This window comes from Streptomyces sp. HP-A2021 (assembly GCF_022807935.1).
GTDB classification, from domain to species: domain Bacteria; phylum Actinomycetota; class Actinomycetes; order Streptomycetales; family Streptomycetaceae; genus Streptomyces; species Streptomyces afghaniensis.
In genome coordinates, this window is record NZ_CP094344.1 from 4,570,759 (window position 1) to 4,584,056 (window position 13,298).

The window sequence follows — 13,298 nt, forward strand, 5'->3', positions numbered from 1 at the left end:
CCAGGCAGAAAGGGTTCAGCCTGGCGGGGGCACACCCGACGGACGCCGGATGGTCGAACCCCAGGGACTCCCTGGGCGGATGTGCTCGCCGATCGCCGGCTCAGTGGACCAGTGAGGCCGCCCGCGTGGCGATGATGTGCGCCCCTGCCTCGTAGACGTCAGGACGGACGACGAACAGGACACCGGCGCCCGCCACCAGCGTCAGGCCGAGAAGTTCCAGCAACCGGCTACCGCGAGGTGTGACGTCACGGCCGGGCACATCGGTGTCGGCCGACGCCCCGACCGTGGTCTCGGGCTCCTTGTCACGAACCTGCTGTGTCATGCCTCCAGCCTGGGCGCCCGGCCGCTCTCCGCACATCCGGCGACTGTCGGGTCCACCCCCGCCGAGTGGCTGGAGAAGACCGGCCTGGGGTAGGAGCCGTCGGGGCCGCGAGGCGGACGCGCCGCAAGCAGGCCAGCACCGCAGGGCACCGCAGCACCGCATGGCACGCAGCACCGCAAGACATCACAGCACCGCGAAGCACGCGGCACCGCCAGGCACGTCAACTCCGCTTGGCGGCGACCTGTGACTCCGGCTCGTCGGTCCCCGGGGAGCCGGGGCCGCCGCCGGCCGACGGGGGCGGGCCGGTCAGGGACCGGGCGATGACCACCGAGCCGCCGCCGTGGAGCAGAACGCTGCCGAGCACCGTCAGGGTCATGGCGTACAGGGCGGTGTCGGCGTACCGCCCGTCCGGCAGAGCGTTGAACGCGAGCAGGCCGAACACGATGGAGGTGGTGCCGCGTGGGCCGAGCGCGCCGACCATGAGCCGTTCTCGCCAGGTGAACGTCGAGCCGAGGAAGGCGAGCATGATCGGAAGGATGCGCACGACGGTGAGCGCGGCGACGCAGAGCACGATGGCGGGCCAGTCGACGCCCTCGCCCAGTGCGAGCACCACCGCGTTGCCGAAGAAGAACCACATGCACATCGTCATCATCGAGTTGGTGTCCTCGATGAGCTGGAAGTCCGAGGCGTGGGGAGCCGAGGCGCCCCGTCGGCGGACCGGCGCCTGCCTGACGTAGCGGAAGGCGATCCCGCACACGAACGAGGCCACGAAGCCATTGCCGTCCATCGCCGTGGTCACGGTGTAGGCGAGCAGCGGTGTGACCAGCACGACGATCCGCCGGGACTGCTCCGTCATCCACTCCGCGCGGTCAGCCAGATTGATCAGCCACGCCACCAGCGCCCCCACCACGAAGCCGGCCACGAGGGCCTTCAACGCGAACGGCACGGCCGTGCCGAGGGCCTGCTCGGGCGTTCGGCTGACGGAGTTGGTGCCGACGAGGATCAGGGCGAACAGGAAGAGGGGCGAGACGATGCCGTCGTTGTAGCCGCTCTCCACGTTGAGCACGCTGCGCACCCTTGCCGGGATACGCCGGTCGCGGACCAGCGTCTCGGCCGGAGCGAAGTCGGTCGGGACGACGATGCACGCGATGAGCAGCAGCAACGCCACCGGCAGCCCGGGCAGCAGCAGCGTTCCCAGCAGGACCATCGTGAGCAGGCTCAGCGGCAGGGCCACCAGCAGTGCCCGCGCGGCGGAGCCGGGGTCGTTGCCGAACAGCCGCCCGCCCGGCAGCTCGGTGGCGTCGACGAACAGCAGGACGGCCAGGATGACCTCGGCCACATGCTGGGCGACCTCGGAGTTCAGGGTGACGGCGATGTGGCTGTGGGTGAACACCCCCGTGACCACGCCCGCGAGCACCAGCACCAGAGGAGCCCGCACATGCCGTTGCTCCAGCCGGCCGGCGACCAGCGACCACCCGGCCACCACCGTGGTGATCACAATCAGGACAGGGATCATTTGATTCCGCTTCAGAACTCGGCACAGACCACCGGCCGCCCCACCGGGACCTCCACAAGGGCGTCGACCGGCGTGAGCACAGGCAGAAGGTACATCGGACGAGGGCCGGCAGACAGCACCGGCCCTTGCGCCCGGCTCCGGCATACCGCCGGAGCTTGCACCAGCGCCCGGCCGATGTGAGCGAACCAAGGCGTCGACCCGGTCGGAGCGCGGTCAGAGGCGTCGTGCCCCGCGCAGCCCTTGTGCGTAGTAGCCGTCACCGTCGAGCCGTGAGGTGCCGCCCTTGTCACCCATGGTGGGGCCGCCCGCGTTCTTCCGGCTGGAGATGAAGCGCGGGTGGTCGGCGGTGTCCAGGCCGAGGTAGATACCGATGTGGCCGATCCGTCCGCCGGGCAGTTCCCGTGTCCTGAAGAACACCAGGTCGCCGGGCTGGAGCTGCTGGATGACGGCGGGGCGGCGGTCGGTGAGGGGGATCACGGGTACGCCGAGCCGCCCGCGGGCGATCGCGTCGGGGCTCCGCTGCAGCCCGTTGCCCGCCGCGTTGTCCCTGCTGTTCAGCGGGAATCCAGAGCGGTATCCGTACACCAGCCGGACATAGCCGGAGCTGTCGACGGAGCGCGCGCGGTCCTTCTCGGGGCGGCGGGTGACCGCGTCGGGGAAGGTCCAGGGGATGCCCAGGTAGTCGTAGAAGTCCGAGCCCGTGCGCGGCTTCGGCTTCCCCTGCACAGCACGCCCGGAGTCGCCGGGGGTGCTGGGCGTGTAGCGGGCGGCACCGCTGTATCTGACTCCCGCTGCCGTCGTCCGGGCCGGGGCACCGGCGATGTAGTCGAAGGCGGTGGCGAGGATGTCGGGGTCGCGGCTGCCGAGCCGGGACCTGAGCCAGTTCTTGAACCAGGCGCTCCGCTCCGCGCCACGGGCCCATGGCTTGGGCAGCAGCCGCACCCAGCTCTTGGTGACGACCTTGGCAGCCGTCGTACGCGGCTCCGCGAAGGTCCTGCTGGGTCCTGTCAGTACGGCTGTACGGGCGCCGTCGGTGAACGTGGCGATGACGGTGCCGCGCGGGTCGCGGGCGACCGTGCGGGCGGGGTTGCCGATCCGCTCGAAGCGCAGCGGGCCGCTCCTGGTCCGGATTCCGGCACCCCGTGATGCATGCGATGCACGCGATGCCCTTGTTGCCTGTGATGCCTGTGGTGCCTGCGAGGCCTCCGGAGAGTCGGTGCGGTGCCTGAGCTGCACGGTCAGCGCGTAGCTCGTCGTGAGTAGGACGGCTGTCACCAGAAACAGGGCCGTGTTCCTGGTCAGGGAGAACCTACGGTTTCTTGGCAGGAGGCGTTTCACTGATCAACTCCGGTGTGGGGGAAGAAGAGATGGCGCCGTATGTCGGGGAGGGGGCGGCTCATGTCGTGGGCAGGGCGCCCAGCAGCAGCCCGGACACCAAGATCACGTAGGTGGCGAAAGTGACCGCGCCGGTGGAGAGGACCGTCGCTGTCTTCGGCTGCCTCTCGAGCTGGTAGGCGATGAGACCGGGGACGATGAACCCGAGGGCCTGATGGGCGAACAGCAGGGGGAACTCCTGCTGGAGCAACAGGGAGAGCCCGGCCTGAAGCAGGACACCGATGAGCACGACGGCGGCGAACAGCCGCTTGCCGTAGAGGATGACGAAGCGCTGGAGCAGCTTGGTCAGCAGGTAGGTCAGGCCTGCCACGGCCGCGACCATGGCGGCGCGCCGCAGATCGTCGACGAGGGTGAGGGCGAGCCAGCCGGGGGTGATCATGCCGCCCGGTGAGAGGTTCGTGGTCAGGTAGCACAGGAGGGAGAACACCAGACCGAGGGCGATGCCGATGGCGGCGATCTGGGGTGTGACTACTGCGGGGATCAACGGAACTCTCCATGCGAGGAGTTGTGGTGGGCGACGAGTGAGGTGGGGGCGTCGCTCGGGTCGGAGGGACCTGCGGGGTCGGCGGCGGCGTCGGGGTGGTCGGGCGCGAGTGCCGCGAGCCGTTCCAGGAAGAGTTCGCCCTGGCCGTGGATGTTGCCGATGGCGACGAGCGAGGAGTCCGGACCCAGGTGAGCCAGCAGCTCGGTGGTGAGCTGGTCGGGGTCGCGACGGTCGCCGCCGAGATCGACGACGTTCCCGGCCCAGTGGGTGGGTATGGCGTCGGCGGCCGACTTGGTCGGCTGGCCGATGAGGAACACCGTCTCCGGGTCGAGCTGGGGGATGAGCGCGCCCATCTGCCCGTTGCGCTCCACACGGTCGGGACGGCAGTTGATGACGACGTGCAACGGACGGTGGATCGCGCCCAGTTCGAGCAGCTGGTTGATGTTCATCAGCGTCGACTCGGGGTCGTTGGCGGCGAAGACGTTCGCGAATCGCAGCCGCTTTCCGTCAGGGGTGCGGTACCGCTCGACGGACAGCACACCCGGGTCCGGTGGCGCCTCGTACATTCCCTTCAGCGCGGTCGCGCGGTCGACGCCGAGCAGTTCGGCGACCGCGAGTGCGATGGCGACGTTCTCCTTGAAGGTGAACCAGCTGAAGCCGCGCAGTTCCTCGTCGGTGACGGTTTCCGGGTCGGCGTAGATCAGCTCGCAGTTCCGGGCCTCGGCCTCCTCCTGGAGGATGTGGAAGCGCTCCTTCTCCGCGGTGACACAGACGCCGCCCTCCGGCAGGGACCGGCACAGGGAGCGGGCCACGTCGTCCAGCGTCGGGCCCATCTCGGCGAGATGGTCCTCGCGGACGTTGCAGAGCACGCCGATGGTGGAGCGGATCAGCTTGGACTGGTTGATCTCCTGGAGTGCGGGCATGACGGCCATGCACTCCATGACCAGGACATCGGGCCGGTAGCCGGCGGCCCGCCGGACGATGCCGATCTGCTCCACGACGTTGGCGATGCCGAACTTGCGGTAGACCGGCTCCTCGGTGGCATCGGGGTGGATGAACCTGGCCGCGGTGCCCGTGGTCTTGGCGACGGTCACCAGGCCGCTGCCGCGCAGCGCGCCCGCGCACAGCCGGGTGATGGAGGACTTGCCGCGAATGCCGTTGACCAGCACTCGGGTGGGTATGACGGCGAGATTCGCGTCATGGCGGCGCTGTTCGACGATGCCTGCGACGAGCAGGCCGACGCAGCACGTCGCGAGGACGCAGTACAGGAAGAGCACGGCGGGTCAGCTCCTGGGACCGGGGCCGGAGGGGGAAACGGAGGGAGTGGGCGCACCGTCCGGGGAACCGGGCGCGGGCGGTGCGTCGGTGCGCGGGAGTCGCTGTCTGATCAGTTCGAGGCTGCGGGCGACGGATCCCACCTCGTCGTGGTAGCGCGGGTAGAGCACCGTTCTGCGGTCCCCGGCTACCAACGCCTCGGCGCCCTGCGCGAGTTCACGTAGCGGCCGTACGACGACGAGGTACAGCCAGCCGATGCAGAGGGCGCCCGTGGTCACCCCCAGCAGACCGGCGAGCATGATCCGCCGCTGTGCCTCGTACTCAGGCAGGCCGATCCAGAACACCGGCCTGATCGAGGCGACCTCCCAGCCGAGTGCGCTCGCGACTCCCGGCTTGTTGTTGAACGACGCCACGGCGGCGACCGCCGGATCCCGCCAGCCGAGCAGCAGCTCTGTGGAGCCCTTGGTCGTGCCGACGGCCTTCATCTGGGCCCGCAGCCGGCCGTCGGAGACCCGCCCGAAGGCCACGAACCCCTTGTTGGACGCGATGACCCGGTGCGCGGAGTCCACCAGCCACACCGAGCCGAGACCGGGTCGGTCGAGGATGCCGGTCAGGTACTGGACCTTGAACTCGCCCACGACATAGTGGCGTCCGGATGTCGCCGTCCCACCCTTGACCGGCTGAGCGGCCACGGCGGCGAGCACCGGCTCCGTGCCGGAGGTGTTCGTCTGCCTGACCCCGGGCCTGATGCGGACCTTCGTCGGGGTACGGGGTTCATCACCGGCGCGGGCGAGAATCTTGCCGGCGCCGTCGACGACGTACAGGGACCGATACCGGCCGTGCTGCTCCAGGGATCTGTCGAGGACCTTGCGCGCCTCCTCCGACCGGGAAGCGTCGAGAACGGTGGCGAGATGGGTGAGATCCGCGTACCCGTCGTTGATCCCCCTGCGCACGCGATCCGCCGTCGTCTCGGTGCGTTGCCGCTGGTCGTCCGAGATCAGCCGCGGTACGACCGCGGCCGGGCGCGGCAGGGTGCTGCCGATCGTCAGCAGCATCGACGCGGGCCAGGCCAGCAGAGCGAACGCGCACACCACGAGGACGGTGCGCAGTCCGAGCCGACGTCGGCCGCTGCCCGTCCCGAGCAGAACACGCCTCTTGGCCGGTGGCCGCGCGGCCGTGTCCTGCGACGGCCCGCCCCTGCCGAGGAGTTGAAGGCGCAGTGCCTCCAGCGCGGCACCGACCCGGGCAGGTTCCCCGAAGCGGGGCACGTGGACGGGAGCCGTGAGGTCACCCGAGCCGAGCCTGTGCGCTTCGCGGCGCAACCGCAGCACAGGCCGCTGCACCACCAGGTGGAGGGCGGCGGTGACCCCGGCCGCGAGGGCCAGGAGTACGGCGGCGGCGAGGAGGGCCAGACGAAGGTCACCGGTCCCGGCCCCGTGATGCCCGGTTCGCACCGTCGTGACGACCGTCAGTCCGAGTGCGCTGCTCGGACTCTCTTTCGCGGCGGTTCCTCGGGCGACTGCGGCGTATCCGACGGCGGTACGGGTGTTGCCGTCCGCCGCCCTGACAAGACTGCCGCTCGGACCGTCGAAGCCTCCGGCGGCGGCGGTTTCCGACGGCCCTTTGCTCTGCGCCTCGCGGGCGGCGGTGCCGGCCAGCGCCTTCGCCCCGTCGGTGCCGGATCCCGGCCCGGCCGAGGTGAGAGTGGCCCCGTCACGGTCCACGACGGTGAGCGTGTGCTTCTTGCCGACGGAGATGCCCGGCGGCTTCAGGCTCTGGGAGGCGACGAGCAACTCCTGCCTGCCGCCTTGCGACAGCGTCGCGAAGGCCAGCAGCCGGGTGACGCCCGAGTCGTCCCGCACCAGCCTCGGAGGCGGGTTCGCCGGCAGCCCCCGAAGGTTCACCTTCCCCAGCGGTAGGGCCTCGCCGTGCGAGGCGAGCAGCCGACCTGTGGACACGTCGACGACGGCGGTACCCCGCCACCTTCGGGAGGACCGGTCGAGACGGTTCAGCATCGCGTCCGCCGGTACGGCCTTGGAGCCACCGAAGTCCGCGGCCGCTGCCCGCAGATCGGTGACGCTCTGGTCGACGGCGCCCTGCAGCGCGACCGCCCCGTCCTCGGCGATGTGCTGCTGGGAGCTGAGAACGGCCTCGGGGACGCCCCGTTCGGCATCGCTCCCGACCGCGAACACCGTCAGGCCCGCGACGAGCGCCAGCAGAACCGGCAGGGCCGCCAGTGGCGGCCGTACACCTCCCAACACAGCCATGTCCGCCCGACGCCGAGCGGTGCCCTGCGTGGATATCGGAGATCGAGTGGTGGTCAAGAAGAATCCTTTCCAGGCTCTGCCGATGTCGCGTGGAACAACGGGAAAAAGTTCTCGACCTGCTTGACGATGGAAATACCTGGCCGGTTTATCAGGGAAGTGTGACGGCGCTCACGCACCGGCGATAAAGTGCCGTTTCGCGGAGCAAGAAAGAGTCACACCACCACCCCGACCTGCAAGTTTGCGGGATCGCGAAAGTTGACTCAATGACTGAAACGCTCGATGAGAAACACCTGAAAGAATGGTGAAGCCAGGCTTCACAAGATGCGAACAAATTGCGATGAGCCGCCCGCAAGTGAGACAACAATTGCCCGCGTGGATTATTTTGCATTTCTTCTTCCTTGCCCATCCCGCAGTCGGCTGCTCCACCCCCGCCGATCGGCGGGGGTACGTTCTGCTCAGCCCTGCACGCGGCAGTCGTAAAGGCCGAAGTTGCCCCTGGTGCGCCAGCCGTAGGCCCCGGAGCGGACACGCTCGCAGTGGGACTTCACCCACGTCGTGGCGGGGGTGGTGGGTCGCAGGTGAGTGAGCAGCACGTAGCGGAGTTGGTGGGTGGCGATCAGGTTGCCGAGCTGCGGGGCGCTGGGGAAGGGGGCCTTCCCGGTGAATCCCCCCATGACGAGCACGGGTTGGGCCTGCGCGCGCAGCAGACGTTCCGCGGGGTAGGCGGCCTGGGTCGCGAGCAGGTACTTCTCGCCCTTGCGGTGCGCGATGAGGTAGTCCAGCAGGGCGGTGTCGCGGGCGCTGGGCCGGCCGAGCTCGGCCCGGCGGAGAGCGCGCGGGTGGTGGAGGGCCCGGTGGTGGAACTCGCCGACCGGACCGGCCGTCGGGGACGTGGAGGCGCCCGCGTAGCGCGGGTCGAGGGACGAGACGGCCCAGCCGGCGGGTACGAGCAGAGTGGCCGCGATTCCGGCGGCCACAGAGCCCTGGGCCAGCCGCCGGGAGGCGCGTGACCCGCTGGGCCACAGGCCGATCGTCCCGCACACCGCGAAGATCACGGCGAACACCAGCAGCCGGGAGGCGAACCAGGTCGGCCGGTCGAGTACGAGCGCCCAGGCCACCGTCAGCACGATCGCCGACGGCAGCCACAGCCGTCGCCGGCCGCCCGCCTCGTACGCGGAGCGAAAGAGCGCGAGCCCCCCTCCGGCCAGCGCGGCGATCGCCGGTGCGAGCACGGCCGTGTAGTAGACGTGATTGCCATTGGAGACGCTGAACACCACGGCATGGACGGCGAGCCAGCCGCCCCAGAGGAGGAAACCCGCACGCAGCAGGTCGGTCCGCGGCTCACGGGCGCGCCAGACCAGAGCCATGACGACGGCGAGCACGGCGAGCGGCAGGAACCAGGCGATCTGCGGACCGACGGTGTGGTTGACGAGCATCCCCCAGCCGGTGTTTCCGGTCATACGGCTGGCGGCGGTGGCCGGGACGGCGCCGAGCGCGGTGCCGTCGTCGCTGAAGCGACTCATGCCGTTGTAGCCGAAGACCAGGCTGAAGGGGTTGTTGTTCGACGTACCGTCGACATACGGGCGGTTGTCCGCCGGCGTCACCCACGCGATCAGCGCCCACGAGCAGGAGACGGCCAGCGTGACCGCACCACTGAGCAGCAGGCGCAGAGCCCTCCGCAACGGCGGGCTCCCCGCCGCGAGTTGATAGACCACGGCGAAGACCGGCAGTACGAGCCAGGCCTGCAGCATCTTCGTCTGGAAGGCGAGCCCGACCCAGACGCCACACGTGATCAGCGGGAGCAGCCGCCCGGTCCGCACCGCCTTCAGCAGGGCTCCGGCGGCCGCCACCAGCAGCAGAGTGAGTGCGGTGTCCGGGATGGTGGCCCTGTTCAGTACCACGGTGACCGGAGTGGAAGTGAGCGTCAGCGCGGCGGTCAGCGCGGCGAACGGCCCGGCCCATGCCCGTACGATCCGGTGCAGCAGCCATACGGTGAGCACGCCCTCGATCACATGGGGCAGCGGCCGCCCACGTGTGCGGCCCGAAGATCCATACGGAGACGGCATCGGGCCAGAAGGCGCCGGGCAACTTGTCGAGGGTGATCGAACCACTGGTGTCGAGACCGCCGAAGAAGAAGGCCCGCCAACCGGTGGCCATCGACCGTATCGCCGCGCTGTAGTAGGGGTGGATCGCGGCGTGCCCCATGCCCCAGGCGTACAGCATCGCGGCGACGCCCAGCACCGCGGCCAGCGCCGGGCGTTCCCAACGCGCCGGAGCTTCCGGCCGGTCGGCACGGCAGTGCGCTTCCTGGCGGAGGCCATGAGGGCCGGTGCTCCGGGCGGTGGGGATGGCGGCCACGGCGAAGGTCCTTGGAGTCGGAGTCGAGGCGGAACGGCACGTGAGAGGCGGAAGGCTGCGCGGGAGCCGCGGGGCCACGGCCTCCGGCGCCCGCACGCCGGAGGCCGACTCACGCTCGGACTTCCCGGGGTGCCCACCCGAGGCTCATCGGACGCGACTTGCCAGTTTCGTGGCGTTGTTGAGCAGGTACTCCAGAGGGCCGCGGCGGAAGAAGCGGGACCAGACCGCCGCGAACACGGTGGCCCCGACGACGAAGCAGAGCAGCAGCCCGAAAGAGGCGGACTGCGGCGGGGTGGCTGTTTCGCCGGGCAGGGCGAGGATTGCCAGGATGTGGCCCACGTAGAGGGTCAGGGACATGGTGCCGACGGCGATGACCGGCGTTGCCGGCCGGCGCAGCCACGGCAGTCGGTCCATCGCCACCGTCGCGCACAGGAGCACGGTGATCGCGATCCCAAGGCAGCCGACGAGGTCGAACGTGGAAGCGCTGTGCGGCTCGGCCGCCAGCAGCCCCCATGCGTCGGGCCCCCACAGCCCCCTGCCGACCGGCAGGTCGAAGGATCCCGCTGCCATGCCGGGATCCTTCATGGCCGAGGGGTCCTTCATGGCGCCGAAGTCCTTCATGTCAGGCATCCCGGCCATGATCTTCTCCGCACCGCCGGTCAACCGGAGCGCCAGCCACGAGACGCCGTATCCGAACGCGATCAGCGCGGGCCCGACCACGGCCAGCCGACGCCGCACCGCGCCTGAGGCGAGGTCCAGCCGACCCAACGCCATGCCGGTGACCACGAACGTCATCCAGGTGATCGCCGGGTAGAAGCCGGTGAGCAGGAAGTCGAGCACGCCCACGCCGGAGAGGCGCGCGATCGGGTCGTACGAGTCGATGGTGTTCACGATCGACTCACTGAGCAGCGCTCGAAGGGCGTACGCCACCTGCGGCGTGACAACCGCCAGCGCGACCGCGATGAGCGCGAGCGCCCTGGCCCGCAGCCGCAGCAGGGGCAGGGACAGCAGGAAGTACACCGCGTAGTAGTTGATGATCACGGCGCCGCCGAAGTCGGTCATCGCCAGCGCGGTGCCCACCACCAGCAAGATCACGGCCCGGATCACGATCCTGGCCTTCGCCTGCCGGCCGGCCAGTCCGGTCTTCGGCTCCAGACGACCGGCGATCAGCACCAACGAGAACCCGGCGAGGGTGGCGAACAGCGCCGAGGCCCGGCCGCTCGCCAGCCAGACGAACCATTCGCCAACGCCGCTGCCGGACGTCGGGAAGGGGTTGAAGGGGCCCGTGTGCACGGCGAACATTCCGAACACGGCCAGTGCACGGGCGAGGTCCACCCCGACCAGCCGCGCCGTCGACGAAGGGCGTTCCGTCGCCGTGGCGGACTCGGATGCGGGTAAGGACTGGCGAGGCGCCTCCTTGGCGCTTTCGATGTCGGTCACCGGGACAACCCTTGCCGAGGCGGGGGCGGTCGACCATCCGCCGGGCTTCGGGAGATGTCCCGCCGGTCAGCCGACCGACCCCCTCCGATCGGCGGGGGTCGGTCTCGGCCGCGTGGCAGGCTCGTCGCTGCCGGCACCGAAAGGCGGCATCTGACCTGCTCTCGGCCTGTGCAGTCGATCGTAGAAGCGGAAGCCGTCCGGGAGGCCAACGACCCTGCGAGCCCTGCCACTTCCGCCCGAAGGAGGTGCGCCGGAAGGGAGCGCAGGTTCGGGCCGAGGGCCGCCCACGCCTTGAGCTTGCCCTCGTAGGAGTGCCGATGTGCTCGATGGCGATCGGGGTGGCGACGAAGGCGGCGTCGGGGAATGCGTCGGCGAGGACCTCGGTGCCGAAGTAGAGGTCGGGGTCGCCGTGGCTGACGAAGACGGTGGTCAGCTTCTTGCCGGAGTCGAGGATCTCGGCGGCGAGGCGGTGGCCGTCGGCGCGGGTGAAGCCGGCGTCGACCAGCAGCGCCTCCTGCTCACCGGTGACGAGTGTGGCGGTCTTGTTCTTGCTGCCGGCCGGGAAGTCGAGGTCGAGGACCTTGAAGGAGAGGGTGCTCTGCGGGGCCTCCGGGAGGTGGAGTTCAGCGGATGGGGGCGGTGGTGAGGGCGGCCAGTCGTCGGTCGATCTCGTCGGCGGTGGCGTGGCCTTGGGCCAGGGTGGCGACTCGGTCGCGGTCCGCGGCGCGGGACGTCCACCGGCCCTGGGTACGCCGCACCCAACCCCGCCGCCTCACCCGGCCCCCGATCGCCGCGGGTTCGCAACCTCCGCGACGCGACCGCCGCGAGACCGGCGGCCGCGCCGAAACCCACACGCCCAGGCCCTGGACGGCCTCCCGGCTCGAAGACCAAGCCCCGGGCCAGGCGTCACGACGTCGGCAAGACGGTCAACGCGCCGAGTCGATCAAGGAACACCCGGCTCACCGAGGCAAACGTCAAGCTCAGGCCGCCGTGTGGGTGGCCATGACTTCCACCCCTCTGGTGGGGAGCAATGGGAGGCGGAGAAGGACCCGTCAGCCCTGGGTGCCGTCCTGGTCGACGGGGTACAGGCCGAGCACGCCCTTCGGGTCGGAGGGGTTCACGCCCTTGACGTCGCCGACGTAGAGGTTGACGCGGGCCTTGTAGCGGTCGAGGGCGGTGCGGTTGCTCATGAACTCGCCGAGACCGAGCGGGTTCATGTTCTCGTAGTCGAAGATGCCCTTGCGGCCCGCCGGCGGGGCGACGTCGGTGCGGGCGCTCCAGGTGCCGATGGAGTTCTGTTGGGCATCCTTGGACAGCAACCAGCTCAGGTAGAGCTTGGCGGCGGCCTTGTGCGGGGCGTCCTTGAGCATGGCACCGGTCTGCGGCCAGGCGACCCACGGCGACCTCTTCGGCAGGCTGGTCTCAGCGACGCCCGGGGCGCCTCCGCTCGTGCCGAAGCTCGCCACGTAGTCACCGGAGCCGACCAGGTCGGCGGAGTCCTGGGTGCCGCGGACGAACTTCGGGTTCTGGGCGAGCAGCTTCTTCAGGTAGTCGAAGCCGTACTTGTCGGTGAGCTGTTTGAAGTAGTAGAGGACGGCGTCGTCGTCGTTCGGGTAGGTGAAGACGAGCTTGTTCTTGAACTCGGGCTTGAGGAAGTCCTTGGCCTCGACGGGAGCGTCGTCGCCGAGCTTGGTGGCCGTGACGTTGGAGAAGGCGAAGAAGAACAGGCCGGTGTAGTAGCCGTCCTTGTCCTTGATCTGGTCGAAGACCTTGTCCCAGCCGACCGGCTTGTACTTCTGCAGCACTCCTTCCTTCTTCCAGCGCGGAAAGTCGTCGACGGTCTGGAGGTGGACGACGTCGGCAACCACGTGGTGCTCGGCGATCTGGTTGTCGACGCGGGCGTCGTGGTTCTTGCTGAAGTCGACGACGATGTCGACCTTCATCTTGGGGAACTTCTTGACGAACGCGTCCTTGAGGTAGTCCGCCTGGCCCGGCTTGTCACCGCCGGCGTAGACGACCAGGCGGCCGCCCTCGGCCACGGCCTCCTTGTACAGCTTCTGCAGCTGGTCTTCTTCGCTCGTGTGCTTGGGGGCGGGTTTCGGGGAAGGGGTGGCGGCGGCGATGGTGGCACCGCTTGCGGCCAGGACGCCCAGGGTGGCGGCGACGGCCCACGCCTTGTGGGGGGACTTCACACTCGGCTCCTTCGTGGTGGGGCAAGAAGGGGAAGCTTGATACTTCAAG

The 13,298-nt window shown here is 69.7% G+C and carries 10 protein-coding genes and 1 pseudogene; all 11 read right to left on the reverse strand.

The features are described from left to right. Positions 1-100: 100 nt before the first annotated feature. Positions 101-322: a hypothetical protein gene (locus MQE23_RS20715; protein ID WP_243379818.1), complete on the reverse strand. Its 222-nt coding sequence runs from the start codon at positions 320-322 to the stop codon at positions 101-103. Positions 323-542: 220 nt separating this feature from the next. Further along, positions 543-1,838 carry a cation:proton antiporter gene (locus MQE23_RS20720; protein WP_243379820.1) on the reverse strand — a complete coding sequence of 432 codons (1,296 nt, stop codon included), beginning with the start codon at positions 1,836-1,838 and terminating at the stop codon, positions 543-545. A 213-nt stretch (positions 1,839-2,051) separates the two neighbouring features. Then, positions 2,052-3,113 carry an NlpC/P60 family protein gene (locus tag MQE23_RS20725; RefSeq protein WP_243379821.1) on the reverse strand — a complete coding sequence of 354 codons (1,062 nt, stop codon included), beginning with the start codon at positions 3,111-3,113 and terminating at the stop codon, positions 2,052-2,054. 121 nt (positions 3,114-3,234) lie between these two features. Beyond that, on the reverse strand, positions 3,235-3,717 hold the full coding sequence (locus MQE23_RS20730; protein ID WP_243379823.1) for a poly-gamma-glutamate biosynthesis protein PgsC/CapC: 483 nt from the start codon (positions 3,715-3,717) through the stop codon (positions 3,235-3,237). Next, positions 3,714-4,994 (reverse strand): poly-gamma-glutamate synthase PgsB, encoded by a 1,281-nt coding sequence (pgsB, locus tag MQE23_RS20735; RefSeq protein ID WP_243379824.1) that lies wholly within the window; start codon positions 4,992-4,994, stop codon positions 3,714-3,716. The genes MQE23_RS20730 and pgsB overlap by 4 nt, the downstream gene beginning before the upstream one ends. A 6-nt stretch (positions 4,995-5,000) precedes the next feature. Further along, complete coding sequence (locus MQE23_RS20740) at positions 5,001-7,259, reverse strand: HAMP domain-containing protein (RefSeq protein ID WP_243379826.1); 2,259 nt, start codon at positions 7,257-7,259, stop codon at positions 5,001-5,003. A 455-nt stretch (positions 7,260-7,714) separates the two neighbouring features. Continuing rightward, positions 7,715-9,271 (reverse strand): glycosyltransferase family 39 protein, encoded by a 1,557-nt coding sequence (locus MQE23_RS20745; RefSeq protein WP_243379828.1) that lies wholly within the window; start codon positions 9,269-9,271, stop codon positions 7,715-7,717. A 490-nt stretch (positions 9,272-9,761) separates the two neighbouring features. Further along, positions 9,762-11,057 (reverse strand): DUF418 domain-containing protein, encoded by a 1,296-nt coding sequence (locus MQE23_RS20750; RefSeq protein WP_243379829.1) that lies wholly within the window; start codon positions 11,055-11,057, stop codon positions 9,762-9,764. Between the two features lie 266 nt (positions 11,058-11,323). Next, positions 11,324-11,655: pseudogene (locus MQE23_RS43690) on the reverse strand (MBL fold metallo-hydrolase); the annotation flags it as partial. A 25-nt stretch (positions 11,656-11,680) separates the two neighbouring features. Beyond that, positions 11,681-11,815 carry a hypothetical protein gene (locus MQE23_RS43530; protein WP_279345153.1) on the reverse strand — a complete coding sequence of 45 codons (135 nt, stop codon included), beginning with the start codon at positions 11,813-11,815 and terminating at the stop codon, positions 11,681-11,683. Positions 11,816-12,109: 294 nt separating this feature from the next. After that, on the reverse strand, positions 12,110-13,249 hold the full coding sequence (locus MQE23_RS20760) for an extracellular solute-binding protein (RefSeq protein ID WP_243379831.1): 1,140 nt from the start codon (positions 13,247-13,249) through the stop codon (positions 12,110-12,112). Positions 13,250-13,298 lie beyond the last annotated feature (49 nt).